Annotated in this window: 16 protein-coding genes; 15 read left to right on the plus strand and 1 reads right to left on the minus strand. The window is 30.1% G+C overall.

Annotated features, from left to right (window positions below; genetic code table 11):
• The first annotated feature begins 149 nt into the window (after window positions 1-149).
• From plsX to CLOBL_RS16110, 15 genes are all read left to right on the plus strand, one after another.
• Window positions 150-1151, plus strand: coding sequence for a phosphate acyltransferase PlsX (gene plsX, locus CLOBL_RS16040; RefSeq protein ID WP_077859971.1), 1002 nt, complete (start codon window positions 150-152; stop codon window positions 1149-1151).
• Between the two features lie 80 nt (window positions 1152-1231).
• The gene (acpP, locus tag CLOBL_RS16045) at window positions 1232-1462 is read left to right on the plus strand and encodes an acyl carrier protein (protein ID WP_009169140.1); all 231 of its coding nucleotides are present in this window, start codon (window positions 1232-1234) and stop codon (window positions 1460-1462) included.
• Window positions 1463-1713: 251 nt separating this feature from the next.
• Complete coding sequence (rnc, locus tag CLOBL_RS16050; RefSeq protein WP_009169141.1) at window positions 1714-2412, plus strand: ribonuclease III; 699 nt, start codon at window positions 1714-1716, stop codon at window positions 2410-2412.
• Window positions 2405-3433: a radical SAM protein gene (locus CLOBL_RS16055; protein ID WP_077859972.1), complete on the plus strand. Its 1029-nt coding sequence runs from the start codon at window positions 2405-2407 to the stop codon at window positions 3431-3433. The genes rnc and CLOBL_RS16055 overlap by 8 nt, the downstream gene beginning before the upstream one ends.
• 330 nt (window positions 3434-3763) lie before the next feature.
• The gene (smc, locus tag CLOBL_RS16060) at window positions 3764-7327 is read left to right on the plus strand and encodes a chromosome segregation protein SMC (protein WP_077859973.1); all 3564 of its coding nucleotides are present in this window, start codon (window positions 3764-3766) and stop codon (window positions 7325-7327) included.
• A gap of 12 nt (window positions 7328-7339) precedes the next feature.
• On the plus strand, window positions 7340-8248 hold the full coding sequence (gene ftsY / locus CLOBL_RS16065) for a signal recognition particle-docking protein FtsY (RefSeq protein ID WP_009169144.1): 909 nt from the start codon (window positions 7340-7342) through the stop codon (window positions 8246-8248).
• Window positions 8249-8524: 276 nt separating this feature from the next.
• Window positions 8525-8854 carry a putative DNA-binding protein gene (locus CLOBL_RS16070; protein WP_009169145.1) on the plus strand — a complete coding sequence of 110 codons (330 nt, stop codon included), beginning with the start codon at window positions 8525-8527 and terminating at the stop codon, window positions 8852-8854.
• 18 nt (window positions 8855-8872) lie between these two features.
• A complete protein-coding gene (ffh, locus tag CLOBL_RS16075; protein WP_009169146.1) occupies window positions 8873-10225 on the plus strand; it encodes a signal recognition particle protein in 1353 nt (450 codons plus the stop codon).
• A 50-nt stretch (window positions 10226-10275) separates the two neighbouring features.
• On the plus strand, window positions 10276-10521 hold the full coding sequence (gene rpsP, locus CLOBL_RS16080) for a 30S ribosomal protein S16 (protein ID WP_009169147.1): 246 nt from the start codon (window positions 10276-10278) through the stop codon (window positions 10519-10521).
• Between the two features lie 48 nt (window positions 10522-10569).
• Window positions 10570-10797 (plus strand): KH domain-containing protein, encoded by a 228-nt coding sequence (locus tag CLOBL_RS16085; RefSeq protein WP_009169148.1) that lies wholly within the window; start codon window positions 10570-10572, stop codon window positions 10795-10797.
• 744 nt (window positions 10798-11541) lie between these two features.
• A complete protein-coding gene (gene rimM / locus CLOBL_RS16090) occupies window positions 11542-12039 on the plus strand; it encodes a ribosome maturation factor RimM (RefSeq protein ID WP_077859974.1) in 498 nt (165 codons plus the stop codon).
• Entirely contained in the window at window positions 12029-12751 is a 723-nt protein-coding gene (trmD, locus tag CLOBL_RS16095; protein WP_077859975.1) for a tRNA (guanosine(37)-N1)-methyltransferase TrmD, read from the plus strand. The genes rimM and trmD overlap by 11 nt, the downstream gene beginning before the upstream one ends.
• Before the next feature lie 131 nt (window positions 12752-12882).
• The gene (rplS, locus tag CLOBL_RS16100) at window positions 12883-13233 is read left to right on the plus strand and encodes a 50S ribosomal protein L19 (protein ID WP_077859976.1); all 351 of its coding nucleotides are present in this window, start codon (window positions 12883-12885) and stop codon (window positions 13231-13233) included.
• A gap of 193 nt (window positions 13234-13426) precedes the next feature.
• Complete coding sequence (gene ylqF / locus CLOBL_RS16105) at window positions 13427-14290, plus strand: ribosome biogenesis GTPase YlqF (protein ID WP_077859977.1); 864 nt, start codon at window positions 13427-13429, stop codon at window positions 14288-14290.
• Window positions 14277-15089 (plus strand): ribonuclease HII, encoded by an 813-nt coding sequence (locus CLOBL_RS16110; RefSeq protein WP_077859978.1) that lies wholly within the window; start codon window positions 14277-14279, stop codon window positions 15087-15089. Before ylqF ends, CLOBL_RS16110 begins: the two co-directional genes overlap by 14 nt.
• A 173-nt stretch (window positions 15090-15262) precedes the next feature.
• Here the strand turns inward: CLOBL_RS16110 and CLOBL_RS16115 are convergent, their stop codons facing one another.
• Window positions 15263-15634, minus strand: coding sequence for a YraN family protein (locus CLOBL_RS16115; protein ID WP_077859979.1), 372 nt, complete (start codon window positions 15632-15634; stop codon window positions 15263-15265).
• Between the last annotated feature and the right edge of the window lie 139 nt (window positions 15635-15773).

Genomic DNA, 15773 nt, shown 5'->3' on the forward strand with positions numbered 1-15773 from the left:
GCCTGACGCAAAATATGCGTCGCATCTTTGGTCTATTATTTTCTTTCATGTGCCTAATTATAAATTATAAACTGAATTAAGAGTTTAATTTCCTTAAACTTTTAATTTATAATTCTTAACTCATAACTGAATAAAATGGGGGGATTATGATGAAAATAGCCATAGATGGTATGGGGGGAGATAATGCGCCTATAGCGGTAATAGATGGTGCAATTCAAGCTCTAAAAGAATTTGATAATATCGAATTGTATATTACTGGACCAGAAGAGACTATAAAATCAGAATTGGCTAAATATACGTATCCTAAAGATAAAATAACTGTAATCGATGCTAAAGATGTCATTTTGCCAAGTGAGCATCCAGTAATGGCACTAAGGAAGAAAAAAGACGCTAGCATAGTTAAGGCTTTAAATTTAGTTAAAGAAGGCATATGTGATGGAATAATATCTGGAGGGAGTACAGGAGCTTTCCTAGCGGGCTGTACTTTGATAATAGGGAGGATTAATGGTGTAGAAAGGCCAGCGCTTGCACCAATAATGCCTGGAAGACGTGGAAACTTTATGATAGTAGATGTTGGCGCTAATGTGGATTGTAAACCTGGATTTTTGCTACAATTTGCTAAGATGGGAAAAATATATTATCAAAAGGTTTTAAATGTACAAAATCCGAGTATAGGACTTATAAATATTGGAGAAGAAGAAGAAAAAGGTAATGAACTTACTAAAGCAGCCTTTAAACTCCTAAAAGAGGAAAAAACTATTAATTTTAAAGGTAATATTGAGCCAAGAGATATACCTACAGGTGACACTAATATTTTAGTAAGTGATGGTTTTGTAGGAAATACAGCTCTTAAAATGTATGAGGGATCGGCATCAAGTGTTTTAGGCATAGTGAAAGATGAAATACTTAAATCGTCAATTATATCTAAATTAGGTGTGCTTCTATTAAAACCTGTATTAAAAAATATAATGAAAAAGTTTGATTATAAAGAAGTTGGTGGTGCACCATTTTTGGGAGTAGATGGAATTTGCATAAAGGCTCATGGCAGTTCTGATGCTAAAGCTTTTAAAAATGCAATTAAACAAACTAAGGTTTTTTATGAGAATAATGTACTAAAAGAGCTAAAAAATGAATTTTCTTTGAAAAATTAATTAAAATATATTGAAACTAATATTGACGATTTAAATAATATATAATATTATCTAAATGTAGAACTTGGGAGGTGAAACAAATGTTTGAAAAAATCCAAGCAATAATTGCTGATAAGTTAAGTATCGATGTAGAAAGCGTTGTTATGGAAGCATCTTTTATTGAAGATTTAAATGCGGACTCATTAGATATAGTTGAGCTTATAATGGCTCTAGAAGATGAACTAGATATGGAAATTCCAGACGAAGATGTTGAAAACTTTAAAACAGTTGGAGATGTTGTCAATTACGTAAAAGCTCATCACGAAGAATAAAATTATCCCGCAGTTGTGCGGGATTTTGTATTTATTAAGGAGCTTTTGGATAAGGTGCTTTATTTGGTTAGATTTAGTTGTACTTATGCTTTAAAAGATGTATATTGTATAATAGCATCATCTAAATCAAATTAAAAAACAAAGGGGTTTGAATTTTAAAGATAAAATATTAGTTTATTCTTGAATTTGTTATACTTAGCATCTAAGAGAAAATTAGCAAGTTGAAGAATAAACTTCAAGGAGTGGAATACATGAATAGATATACACTTAAAGAAATAGAAGAAAACTTAGGAGTTTATTTTAATAATCCTACATTGCTAAAAACAGCGCTTACACATAGTTCTTTTGCTAATCAATTTAAGGATGCTGAATATAATGAGAGATTAGAATTTTTAGGAGACTCTGTGCTTCAGCTTTGCATTACTGAACATCTTTTTAACAACTATAAACATAAGAGTGAGGGAGAACTCACTAAAATAAGAAGTTTAATAGTATGTGAAAATTCTCTTTATGAAATAGCAAGGAAAATAAATCTTGGTCATTATATAAGAATGAGCAAAGGAGAAGAGCTTACAGGCGGAAGGGAAAGAATTTCTATACAGGCAGATGCAGTTGAAGCAATACTTGCTGCTGTTTATCTTGATAAGGGAATTGGCTTTGTAAGAGATTTTATATTGCTTCATTTTGAAGAAGTAATAAATAAGGCAATAAATAATGAGATTGTATTAGACTTTAAAACAAAGCTTCAGGAGTTTCTTCAAAAAGATGGAGAAGTAGCAATTCAATATGAATTAACTAAGTTTGAAGGGCCACCTCATAGAAGAAAGTTTTTTACTAATGTAGTTATAGATAAAAAACTCATGGGAGAAGGTTCTGGATATAGTAAAAAAGAAGCAGAGCAGAATGCTGCAAAGCAAGCGTTAGATGTATTGGAAGGTGCTCATGAGTAAGAACTATTATATAATACCTATATTTGTACCACATGAAGGATGTCCGCATAATTGTGTATTTTGTAATCAAGATAGAATAACAGGTGCTGACGATGATGTTACGGGTGGAACGGTTAATGATACGATTTGTGAGTATTTAGAAACCATAAGTAATAAAAATGCAACTATAGAGGTTTCGTTTTTTGGGGGGACATTCACAGGCATAAGGGAAGAAAAACAAAGAGAACTGTTACAGGTAGCTAAAGAATTTAAAGAAAAAGAATTTATAGATAAAATAAGATTATCTACAAGACCGGATTACATTAATGATTATATATTGAGTTATCTCAAGGAATATGGAGTAGACATAATAGAGCTTGGTGTTCAGTCATTAGATGAAGAAGTGTTAAAAAAGGCAGGAAGAGGTCATAGCATTCAGGATGTTATAGACGCATCCAGACTGATAAAGCAATATGGATTTGTTTTAGGGCATCAGATTATGCCAGGGCTTCCAGGAGATACATTTGAGAGGGATATAGCAACAGCTAAAAGGTCAATTGAAATGGAACCAGATATATGCAGAATATATCCTTCACTGGTCATAAAAGATACACCAATGGAAAAGATGTATAGGTGTCAGGAATACATTCCTTATTCACTTAAAGAGGCGGTAGACATAAGTAAAACTATATATGATATGTACAGAAAAAATAAAATCAATGTAATAAGAATTGGACTTCAGCCTACAGAAAGTATAACTGAAGGAAAGGATGTTGTGGCGGGACCATTCCATCCGGCTTTTAGGGAGTTAGTAGAAGGTAGTTTGATTGCAGATATGATTTTAGAGAACTTAAAAGAAGAAAAGGATGCTGTAATATATATTAATCCTAAAGATTTAAGTAAGCTTTATGCTAATAAAAAGATATATTTTAATAAATTAAAAGAAAATAACAAAAATATTATTGTGAAACAGGATGAGGATATTAAGAGAGGATCCATAAAACTCTGTCTAAGAGATAAAAAATTAGATATAATATATTAGCGAGAGGAAACTCTCGCTTTAATTTAGTAAAAAGCTTAACTAGTGAAGAGTTAAAAGTTATAAGTGATAAGTTTGGGATAAAAATCACCGAAGGGATTTTTACAAAATATAATTTAAGAAAAGTCGCAGGCTTTTTTTCCCTAACTGTAAACTGATCTAAGTTGATATTTATGAGGCTTTACTATAAACTAAATTATAATAAGGAGTGATAGTTAGCATGAAAAAAAAGACTAGAGAAAAAATGATGGTTGGGATGACTATTTTTATAATATTAATTTTTCTTTTATCATTACTGCCTAGTATATTTTCTTTTTAAGGAGAAGAGGGAACATGTTTTTAAAATCTCTAGAAATACGAGGATTTAAATCCTTTGCGGATAAAACTGAATTAAAATTTAAACAAGGGGTTACAGCTGTTGTAGGGCCAAATGGAAGCGGAAAGAGTAATATTTCTGATGCTGTAAGATGGGTGCTTGGAGAGCAGAGTGTTAAGGTACTTAGAGGCGGAAAGATGGAGGATGTAATTTTTGCAGGAACTCAATTTAGAAAACCTGTAGGACTTGCACAAGTTTCGCTAACTCTGGATAATAGCGATGAGAAGCTTGCAACAGAGTATAATGAAGTAACGGTATCAAGAAGAATATTTAGGTCAGGAGAATCTGAATATTTAATAAATAACTCAAAGTGCAGACTTAAGGATGTAACAAATCTCTTTATGGATACCGGAATAGGTAAGGAAGGATATTCGTTAATAGGACAAGGTAAGATCGAAGCTATATTAAGTGGAAAACCAGAAGATAGAAGAGCTTTATTAGAAGAAGCAGCAGGTATTGTAAAGTTTAAAAATAGAAAAGAAGAAGCAGAAAAGAAACTAAGTAATACAGATGAAAATTTAGTTAGAATAAATGATATCTTATCGACCTATAAAGAAAGAATAGAGCCTTTAAGAATTGAAAGGGAAAAGGCACTGAAGTTCAATGAATTATCTAAAGATTTAAAGAAAAAAGAAGTATCGATTATAGTTCATACTATAGATAGAATGGAAGAAGAGCTAAAGAGCTTTAATGAAGATTTAAATTTAAAGATTAAGGAAATTGAAGATAAACGAAAAGAAATTGCAAATGATAAGTTAGAGCTTAAAGGCTTAGAAAACAAAATAGAAGAATTAGAAAAAAAGAATTTGGAAGAAAAAGAGCAATATTATGATTTAAAAGAAGTTATTAGTGAAGATCAAAAAAGTATTGAATTATACAAGGAAAGAATTAAAGGCTTTGAAGATAAAATAAATAGAAACAATTATGAATTAAGTGATATTGCAGTTAAGATAAATGAACTAAATGAAAACAAATCAGTATTACAAGAAGAATTAGCTAAAAGATTAGAAGAGCAAAAAAGTAAAAATGAAGAAATAAACAAATTAGAGGGGGGTAATACAAAGAATTCACAGGAGCTTAGAACTATTGAAGAAGAGTTAAGAGCATTAAAAGAAGGTGAATTTGAACTTTTAAGAAGTAATTCTGATATAAAGAATGAGATTACTATTTTAAATAAAGATATTTCCCTTAGAGAAGAGAGAAAAGAAACTTTAAATTCATCCATTTCATCTATAGAAAGCAACATAGTAATTAATTCAGCAACTTATAAAGATTTAAATAATGAAATTGAAAATAAGAAAGATGATATAAAGTTACTAGAAATAAAAATTGCAGAAGATAGAAAAAAGATGAGCACATTATCTGCAAATTTAACAAGAAAAGAAAACGAACTAAGAGAATTAAGTGGAACTTTATCTAAACTTGATGCTAATAAAACTATGTTAGAGAACTTAGAAAAGCATTACGAGGGTTATAATAGATCGGTAAAGTCATTAATGGAATTAGTTCATAAAGAAAGAATTACTGCCGCTGAAGATACAAAGGTTTTAGGTGAGATTTTCAGCGTTGATAAAAAGTATGAAGTGGCTATAGAAATTGCACTTGGAGCTGCAATTTCAAATGTAATAACTAAGAATGAAGAAATAGCTAAAGTTCTTATTGGATATTTAAAAAAGAATAATTTAGGACGAGCAACTTTCCTGCCTTTAAACGTAATAAAAGGGAAAAAATTAGAGCTAGACAGGAATATAACTGAGGCGGATGGATATGTTGGCATTGCAAGTGACATAATTTCATATGATGGAGAGTACCATAATATAATGAACTATGTTCTTGGAAGAACAATAATTGCTACTGATATGGATCGTGCGCTTAAAATAGCGCGTATTGGGAAATATAATCAAAGAATTGTTACCTTAGAGGGAGAAGTAATAAATCCGGGTGGAGCTTTAACTGGTGGTAGCATAAAAGGAAGAAATTCTAATGTCCTAGGTAGAAAAAGAGAAATTGAAGAATTAACAGAAAATATAAGTGAAAAGAAAAAGCAGTATGAAGAATTAACTCAAATGGTACAAGCTATTAAGGATGAAATTAAAAAGCTTGATGAAGAGATATTGAATCAGAGAGACGAGGTTCATGAAAAGAACATTGAGCTGACTAAAAAGGATAGTGAAGTCAAAGGGTTACAAAATGATACTGATAAATTAAAAAGAAATTTAGAAGTAACTAAGGAAGAGCTTAAAAGGATAGTAAATGAAAAGGAAGCTATTTTAGAAAAATTAAAAACTAAAGAAGAAGAAATTAAATCTATTGAAAATGAAAATACATCCAATAAGAGCAAGAGTGTAGAATTAGAGGAATTAATCAAAGCTAAAGCTAAAGAAGTAAATGATAGTGACGCTAAGCTTACACAAATGAAAATAAATAAAGCAACTTTAGATGAAGCTATAGAAAATAGAAAAAATGAATTTTCTAGGATGGATAAAGAAATTCAAGATTTAAATTACAAGAGTGAAGTTCTAAATAAAGAAAATATTGAAAATAGAACGAGCATTGAAAGTTTAACTTCGGATATAGAGGTAAAGAATAAAGAAATAGAAAATAATACTATTAGTATTAATAAATTAGAATTAAATTTTAAAGATGAAGAGATACTAAAAGAAAAATTAAAACAAGAATTTAAAGAAAAAGATAATTTAATAAGCGGCATATTAGATGAAGTCAGCATCAAGGAAGTTGAAGTTAATAAAAAAGAAGTGATTAAGGCTAAAAAAGAAGCTGATAAAGAACATATCTATAAAAAATTAAATGAAGAATTGGAATTAACATATGCAGAAGCAGTAGATATAAGTGAGCCGGTAGAAAATGAAGAGGCATTGAGACAAGAAATTAATACTACCAAGGGAATGATAACAAGACTTGGTGTAGTTAATTTAGCAGCTATAGAGGAATATGAGGAAATAAAAGAAAAATATGAGTTTATGTCAACACAGGCAGAAGATTTAGAAAATGCAAAGAGAGAACTGAAATCTGTTATTGAAGAAATGACTACTGAAATGAAAACTCTATTTAAAGAGAATTTTAAAGTTTTAAATTATAATTTTAATGAGACTTTTAAAGATCTGTTTAAAGGAGGTAGTGCAGAACTTATCTTAGGTGAAGGTGATGAACTTACAGCTGCTATTGACATAAATGTGGAACCGCCAGGAAAAAAACTTCAAAATATAAACTTAATGTCAGGTGGAGAAAAAGTGTTGTCGGCAATAGCATTGCTTTTTGCAATTTTAAAAATGAAGCCAACGCCATTCTGTATTCTAGATGAAATAGAAGCGGCATTGGATGATGCAAATGTATATAGATATGCAGAATTTTTAAAATTGTTTTCTCATAATACTCAGTTTATAATTATAACTCATAGAAAAGGTACTATGGAAGTTAGTGATATCATATACGGAGTAACCATGGAGGAAAAAGGTATATCTAAGGTAGTATCAGTTGATTTAACTGAAAATTTTAATTAGGAGGAAATGAATTTGTTTGGAAATTTATTTAATAAACTAAAAGATGGATTAAGTAAAACAAGAGATGGATTAACAGATAAAATTAATGAAGTATTAAATTTAGCAATAACTATAGATGAGGATTTATATGAGGAATTAGAAGAAATATTAATAATATCAGATGTAGGTATGGACACTACAGTAGATATAATAGAAAGATTAAGAAATAAGATACGTAAAGAAAAAATAAATGATCCAAAGGAAGTTAAACCGGCATTAAAAGAAGTAATTAAAGAAATGTTATTAGAAGGCGCTTCAGAAGAAAATGACGGTGCAAAAAAGGTAATGCTTGTAATTGGAGTTAACGGGGTTGGGAAAACTACATCAATAGGAAAGCTTGCAGCTAAAAATAAAGAAGAAGGCAAAAAAGTGCTTCTTGCAGCAGCAGATACCTTTAGAGCAGCAGCTATAGATCAGCTTGAAGTGTGGAGCAGTCGAGCTGGTGTTGATATAGTTAAACATCAAGAAGGTTCAGATCCGGCAGCGGTAGTTTTTGATGCGATAGAAGCATCTAAAGCTAGAAATGTTGATTTATTAATCTGTGATACTGCAGGAAGACTTCATAATAAGAAAAATCTAATGAATGAACTTGAAAAGATAAATAGAATAATAGATAGAGAACTTGAAGGATATAAAAAGGAAACGTTACTTGTTTTAGATGCAACTACAGGACAAAATGCTGTAATTCAAGCAAAACAATTCATGGAGGCTTGTCCGATCGATGGGATAGTATTGACTAAATTAGATGGAACTGCAAAAGGTGGAGTTGTTTTATCGATAAAGCAAAGCTTAAACATTCCAGTAAGATATATAGGTGTTGGAGAAGGTGTTGAGGATCTTCAAGAATTTGATGCAGAAGCTTTTGCAGAAGCATTAATTTGATCAGTTAACAATTAGCAGTTGAGGATGAAAAGCCTTAAGGCTTTTCTGAAAAATATATTTTTTAGAAATCCTCAAGTAGGGGATTTCATCCTTAACTCATAATTAATAATTCATAACTTATCACTTGTTTTGTTTTATCTAGTGTATACAAAGAAATTTAATGAAAATATGCCAATATAATGTTGTTTGAAAAAATTTTTTGGGGTGTTAAGTAAAAGTACTTGACACTTGTTAAAAATATTGTTAAAATCTCTTTTGTGGGTAAGGTGATTAGAAATGGAAGATAGAGTTGAGATCTCATTGCTTATGGATTTCTACAGTTCATTATTAACAGAGAAACAAGTTGAAATTATGCAATGGTATTATGATGATGATTTATCTTTAGCTGAAATAGCAGAACTTAACAAAACAAGTCGCCAGGCTATTCACGATTTAATTAAAAGATGTTATAAGCAGCTTCTATCCTATGAAAGTAAGCTTCACTTACTTGAGAAGAGTGTAAATAAAGAAAAAGAGATTATGAATTTTTTAGAACAATTAAAAAATAAATATTCCATAGATGAGAAGGATATTATAAAATATAAAGAAAAACTAGAAAGTTTATAATTTGAGGAGGAAGTAAACATGGCTTTTGAAGGATTAGGTGAAAAGTTACAGGAAACTTTCAGAAAATTAAAAGGAAAAGGGAAGTTAACTGAAAAAGATATAAAAGAAGCCATGAGAGAAGTAAAGCTTGCCTTATTAGAAGCAGATGTTAACTATAAAGTTGTTAAGACATTTATTTCTTCTGTTAGTTCAAAGTGTGTTGGAAGTGAAGTTCTTGAAAGCTTAACACCAGGACAACAGGTAATAAAGATAGTTAATGAAGAACTTACTAATCTTATGGGTGGAAGTGAAAGTAAACTTAATTATAGCAGTTCAGGACTTACAGTTATAATGTTAGTTGGGCTGCAGGGGGCAGGTAAGACTACCATGTGTGGTAAGCTTGCGTTGAACCTTAGAAAAAATAATAAGAAACCATTAATGGTAGCATGTGATATTTATAGACCAGCAGCTATTAAGCAATTAGAAGTTGTTGGAAAGCAAATTGAAATTCCTGTATTTTCAATGGGTGATAAAATAAGTCCAGTAGAAATTGCAAAAAATGGAATAGCTCATGCAAAGGATAATGGTAATAATGTAGTTATTATAGATACTGCAGGTAGACTTCATATTGATGAAGAATTAATGCAGGAATTAAAAAGCATAAAAGAAAATGTGACACCATCAGAAATATTATTAGTTGTTGATGCTATGACAGGTCAAGATGCTGTTAATGTAGCAGAAAGCTTCAATAATGATTTAGATTTAAGCGGAGTTATCTTGACAAAGCTTGATGGCGATACAAGAGGTGGAGCCGCACTTTCAATCAAGAGCATAATTGATAAGCCAATTAAGTTTGCTGGTGTCGGTGAAAAAATGAATGACTTTGAAGTGTTCCATCCTGATAGAATGGCTTCAAGAATTTTAGGAATGGGTGATGTATTATCACTTATTGAAAAAGCCCAAGAAGCTATTGATGAAAAGGAAGCTGCTGATTTAGGTAAGAGAATGTTAAATCAAGAATTTAACTTTGAAGACTATCTAATGGCAATGGAACAAATGAAAAAGCTTGGACCTTTAAATAAAATTATGGAAATGATACCTGGCTTAAATTCAAAGGAGCTTCAAGGAGTTGACTTTGATAAAGGAACTGAAGCGCTTGATAGAACTAAGGCGATTATTCAATCTATGACAAGTAAAGAAAGAAGAAATCCAAGCCTTATATTAAAGTCTCCATCAAGAAAGAGCAGAATAGCTAAAGGATCAGGCACAAACATACAAGAAGTTAATAAACTCATGAAGGGCTATGAAATGATGAAAAAGAACATGAAGCAAATGAAATCATTCCAAAAGCAGGCTAAGAAAGGCGGCTTATTTGGAAAGTTACCTTTCTAGCCCTTAGAGTTGAAATATATTTATTATCCTTTAAAGGAGGTGAAATTAAAATGGCAGTAAAAATCAGATTAAGAAGAATGGGTGCTAAAAAAGCTCCTTTCTATAGAATAATAGTTGCAGATTCAAGAGCACCAAGAGATGGTAAGTTCATCGATGAAATTGGATACTACAATCCATTAGTTGAACCAGTTGAAGTTAAAATCAACGAAGAAAAAGCTAATGAATGGTTATCTAATGGAGCACAACCAACAGAAGTAGTTAAGAGACTTTTCAATAATGCAGGTCTTACTAAGTAATTTTTGGAGGTGAATTCTGCAATTAATACATATTAATTGTGGACGTTTATGAAGGAATTAGTTGAATTTATGGCTAAATCCCTTGTTGATAATCCTGATGCAGTTACTGTTAATGAGGTGGATGGAGAACAATCCATAATACTTGAGTTAAAAGTAGCACCAGAAGACATGGGTAAGATTATAGGTAAGCAAGGTAGAATTGCAAAAGCTATAAGAACAGTTGTTAAAGCTGCAGCAGTTAAACAAAATAAACGAGTTATAGTAGAAATCATCTAAAAAATTTAGAGTTAGGGTAACCTAACTCTTTTTAAATATCTTCAAAAAATATATATGGCTGGGGCTTGGAGTTTAGCGGTAATCTACCGAAATCATATACATATTTGTTACAGCGGACTTATTAAATTTTCGCTGGAAGATTCTAAGAGGAAGGTTGTGCCAATTTCTGCATGTTCCTAAAGCAAGTTTAGGACAAGCAGTAAATTGAACAACCTTCCTCCAAGAATCATCACAGCTCAATTTAAAATGCCTACTTCATAAACATGTATCTTTTTTCTTCGTTTGCATATGCGTTTAACTTAAGTAAATGTTATATATAATATTAGAATTATAGTTAAATGAAGAAATTAGATATCCATAATGTGAAGATAATATAACATGTATATTTTTGTGATATTAATTAAGAAAAGGATATTCACTATAAGTTAGATTAATGTATACTTTATATATAACTTGTTAATGATTTTAATACAGATATGTTAGGGTATAATTATACTGTAAGATTAGTTATACGTATGGATTTTAATTTGATTATATTTAGTATTTTATATAAGAATTTAAGGCTTAGTAAAGAAAATAACAAGTAAACATATATCGAGGATATTTTTCATTAGATCCAAAAAGATGATTTCTTTTATAGCAGAGATTATTAGAGGAATTAGTGATGTAATATGATGGGAAATTGGAGAGTGGATTGATTTGTTTTTATTTTACAATGTCTAATATAAAAAACGAGGTGAAAAAGTGAGTAAATTATTTAAAATAGGCCAAATTGTGAATACTCATGGAGTTAAAGGTGAAGTTAAGGTTTATCCTTTGACAGAGGATGTTAATAAATTTAAACGTCTAAAGACTGTTTTAGTAGGTGGAGCGCCAAAAAATATTTTAGGAGTTAAATTTCAAAAGGATAGAGTTATCTTAAAGTTAGAAGGCGTAGATTCTATGAATGATGCTGAAACTTATAAGGAAAAATATATTGAAATACCACGTGATAGTGAACCTGAGCTTCCACCAGATACATATTATGTTGTGGACTTAAAAGAATGCACAGTATACGATACAAATGAAAAAGAACTTGGAAGAGTTTTTGATGTAATTAGCACTCCTAATAATGATGTATATTGGATTAAAGAGCCTAAAGAATTATTAATACCAGTTCTTAGAGATATAGTACTTAGTGTTGATATCAATGCTAAAAAAATAGTTGTAAGGCCAGTAGGTGAATGGCAGGATGAAGATTAGTATATTAACCTTGTTCCCGGAAATGTTTTCTATCTTTGAACACAGCATTATAGGAAGAGCAAGGGAAAATAAAATAATTGATTTCGATATATTAAATATAAGAGATTTTACATTAAATAAACATAAGAAAGTTGATGATTATCCATATGGCGGTGGAGCTGGTATGGTTATGTCGCCTCAACCAATAGTAGATTCTATACGACATGCTAAAGAAAGCAATAGTGGGAAGGTTATATTTTTAGGGCCTAAAGGAAAGAAATTTAATCAAGAGCTTGCAAAGGATCTTTCAAAAGAAGATAATTTGATATTTTTATGCGGTCATTATGAAGGAATAGACGAGAGAGTTTATAAACATATAGATATGGAAATTTCCCTTGGGGATTTTGTTCTGACAGGTGGAGAAATGGCTGCGATTCCAGTAATAGATTGTATTTTAAGACTTAAACCTGGAGTGCTTGGAAAAGAAGAAAGCTTTATGGATGAATCTTTCTACAATGGATTATTAGAATATCCTCAATATACCAGACCTGAAGAATTTGAAGGAGATAAGGTGCCTGAAATACTTCTATCTGGGCATCATGAAAATATAAGAAAGTGGAGAAGGCTTAGATCTCTTGAAATAACTAAGAGATCTAGACCTGATTTATATAAAAATATTACTTTGACTAAAGAAGATATTAAGCTTTTAAAACAGAGTAGTACAAAAAAGTAAAAAATATAATATGATTTTTATTGAAATATAGAAAATTATGTGATATGATATGATTTGTGCTAGTACGGGCGTTCCGCTGTCAATTTATATATGTTAAGAACGTCAAATTATCGTTAAGGAGGGAATGCACAATGAACGAAATAATTAGAGCTATAGAAGCAGAACAAATCAGAACTGACTTACCTAGTTTCAAAATTGGAGATACTATAAAGGTATATGTTAGAATTAAAGAAGGTAACAAAGAAAGAACTCAAATGTTCGAAGGTACTGTTATCAAAAAACAAAATGGTGGTTTAAGAGAAACTTTCACTGTAAGAAGAGTTGCTTATGGAACTGGAGTTGAAAGAACATTCCCAATAAATGCACCAACAATTGAAAAAATTGAAGTCTCAAGAAGAGGTAAAGTAAGAAGAGCTAAACTTTACTACTTAAGAGATAGAGTTGGTAAGGCTGCTAAAGTTAAAGAATTATTAACTAGATAGTATAAAAAGGGGACTGTTTCAGTCCTTTTTTTATTTCTGTAGGAAATTATAGAGGGGGTTAGAAATTTAATTTGGGTTAAAACTAAGTTAAAGAAGAATACATAAGTTTACAATTGATGATGAACAATTGTAAATTAAAGCATGGTATACCCACTTTACTTTTTATATAAAATAAATTTAAGGAGGAATTCATATGGCAATTAATTGGTTTCCAGGACATATGAAAAAAACTCAAAGAGAAATTAAAGAGAATTTAAAATTAGTTGATGCTGTAATTGAAATAAGAGATGCTAGAATTCCAAGAAGTTCTGCAAATCCAGATATTAAAAAATTACTAGAGGGAAAACCAAGAATTATACTTTTGAATAAAAGTGATTTGACTGATAATAGGGTAACTAAAGAGTGGATAAATTACTTAACAGAAGAAGAAGTTAAGGTATTAGAAGTTAACTGTTTAAAAGGTGATGGACTTAAGAATATAAAACCTATGCTATTAAGTCTCTTAAAGGAAAAGCATGATAGATTAAAAGCAAAAGGTATGGTTAACATAACAATGAGAGTTATGGTAGTTGGAATACCTAATGTCGGAAAATCGACTTTCATAAATAAGATGGCAAGAAACAATATAGCAAAGACAGGTGACAAACCAGGAGTTACAAAAAGTAAGCAATGGATAAAAACTGGAATGGGAATTGAGCTTTTAGATACACCAGGAGTTTTATGGCCTAGATTTGAAGATGATGAAACAGCTTTAAATTTAGCTTTTACGGGTGCAATAAAAGACGAAATAATGGATATAGAAGAATTGGCTTTAAAACTCGTTGAAAGATTGCAAGATAGCTATGAGGATAAATTAAAAGAAAGATATAAACTGGTTGAAGTTTTTGAAAATCCTTTAGATACGTTAGATGCTATAGGTAAGAAGAGGGGAACATTAATTTCAGGAGGACAAATTGATTATAATAGACTAGCAGTTATCCTACTTGATGAATTTAGGGGAGGGAAAATGGGCGCTATCACATTGGAACGTCCAGTAGAAGAGAATGAGGATAATTAATGAGGATATAAAGTCGCTATCATTTTCTCAAATAAAAAAAGAAATATCAGAGATCTCAACAATTGAAGTATATGAAAATGGAGATTATGATAAAATTATAAATTGGTTAAAGGAAGATAAAAGAAAAAATGTATTATCCCTTAAAACGAAAATTGAAAAAGAGTTAGATTTATATTTAAATGAGATTAAAAGAGTTAAAAAAATGTATGATTTTGATAAATCTTTTGGAAATTATAAATATGTTGCAGGAGTAGATGAGGTAGGCAGAGGACCTCTTGCGGGTCCAATTGTTGCCTGCAGTGTTATATTGGATTTAAACGCTTTAGACGAAGATTTAATTTTATATATAAATGATTCAAAAAAGGTAAAAGAAGCAAAAAGAGAAGAGCTTGCTGAAATTATTAAAGAAAAAGCAGTATGTTATAGCATATCAGTTTCTTCGAATGAGGAAATAGATGAAAAAGGTATAGCTTTTTCAAACAATAAAGTATTCCTAGAAAGTTGTAATTCGCTTGAGATAAAGCCTGATTTAGTATTATCGGATGGGTATTTGGTTAAAAATATTAAGATTGAAAATAAATCAGTTATAAAAGGAGATACTAAAAGCGCCAGCATTGCGGCAGCATCAATTGTCGCAAAAGTATATAGAGATAAAATCATGAAAGAGTATGCAAAGAAATATACATACTATGATTTTGAAAATAATGTTGGCTATGGAACAGCAAAACATATAGAAGGTTTAAAAACTTATGGAAAATGCAGTATTCATAGGAATAGCTTTTTAACAAAATTACTATAAAACAAGAAGGGAAAATTTGGATTTTGTGTACATGAGTATTATAAATTAAGAATTTATAACAGTTTGATCTATACGAATATTATTGGAAATAAAAATATTTGTATAGATTTTTTATGTAAATAAATGGAAATGATATTAGTAATTTGTAGATTATTGACGGATAATGAAAAAAATTATGGCAATCTAAAAGCATCCTTTATATGTTTTATTTCAAAAATATTATTGTTTGAGTTTAAATAAACTTCAATAACGTCAAAACGCACATTGAGATTAAATAACTTCTTGTAAGATATATATGCAGTAGTAACTTTAATTATAGATTTTTGCTTTGAAGAACTAACGGATTCTTTAGGTAAACCGTAATCATAACTATATCTCCCTTTAACTTCAACAATTATTAATATATTATTTCGAGTACAAATAATATCTATTTCACCAAGATGATTTTTAAAGTTACAATCTAAGATAAAATAGCAGTTTCTTTTTAAATAATTTTTGGCTAAATCTTCACAATAATTTCCTACATCTTTATTCAATTTTTTCATTTAATCACCAACCTTAGTATAGTTTACAGTTCATAATTTATATTCAAAGTATTAACAATGAAAAAAATTTTTAAACAAATTTATTTTTATAGAATTAATATTCAAATGTGTGTCTATAATTCTGTAAGAGGTGAATTAC

The organism is Clostridium sp. BL-8 (assembly GCF_002006495.1).
Lineage (GTDB): Bacteria > Bacillota > Clostridia > Clostridiales > Clostridiaceae > Clostridium.

Bases quoted from the DNA above. Each gene is read 5' to 3' on its own strand.
- plsX (WP_077859971.1), top strand. From the start codon at position 150: ATGAAAATAGCCATAGATGGTATGGGGGGAGATAATGCGCCTATAGCG.
- acpP (WP_009169140.1), top strand. From the start codon at position 1,232: ATGTTTGAAAAAATCCAAGCAATAATTGCTGATAAGTTAAGTATCGAT.
- rnc (WP_009169141.1), top strand. From the start codon at position 1,714: ATGAATAGATATACACTTAAAGAAATAGAAGAAAACTTAGGAGTTTAT.
- CLOBL_RS16055 (WP_077859972.1), top strand. From the start codon at position 2,405: ATGAGTAAGAACTATTATATAATACCTATATTTGTACCACATGAAGGA.
- smc (WP_077859973.1), top strand. From the start codon at position 3,764: ATGTTTTTAAAATCTCTAGAAATACGAGGATTTAAATCCTTTGCGGAT.
- CLOBL_RS16070 (WP_009169145.1), top strand. From the start codon at position 8,525: ATGGAAGATAGAGTTGAGATCTCATTGCTTATGGATTTCTACAGTTCA.
- ffh (WP_009169146.1), top strand. From the start codon at position 8,873: ATGGCTTTTGAAGGATTAGGTGAAAAGTTACAGGAAACTTTCAGAAAA.
- rpsP (WP_009169147.1), top strand. From the start codon at position 10,276: ATGGCAGTAAAAATCAGATTAAGAAGAATGGGTGCTAAAAAAGCTCCT.
- CLOBL_RS16085 (WP_009169148.1), top strand. From the start codon at position 10,570: ATGAAGGAATTAGTTGAATTTATGGCTAAATCCCTTGTTGATAATCCT.
- trmD (WP_077859975.1), top strand. From the start codon at position 12,029: ATGAAGATTAGTATATTAACCTTGTTCCCGGAAATGTTTTCTATCTTT.
- rplS (WP_077859976.1), top strand. From the start codon at position 12,883: ATGAACGAAATAATTAGAGCTATAGAAGCAGAACAAATCAGAACTGAC.
- ylqF (WP_077859977.1), top strand. From the start codon at position 13,427: ATGGCAATTAATTGGTTTCCAGGACATATGAAAAAAACTCAAAGAGAA.
- CLOBL_RS16110 (WP_077859978.1), top strand. From the start codon at position 14,277: ATGAGGATAATTAATGAGGATATAAAGTCGCTATCATTTTCTCAAATA.
- CLOBL_RS16115 (WP_077859979.1), bottom strand. From the start codon at position 15,634: ATGAAAAAATTGAATAAAGATGTAGGAAATTATTGTGAAGATTTAGCC.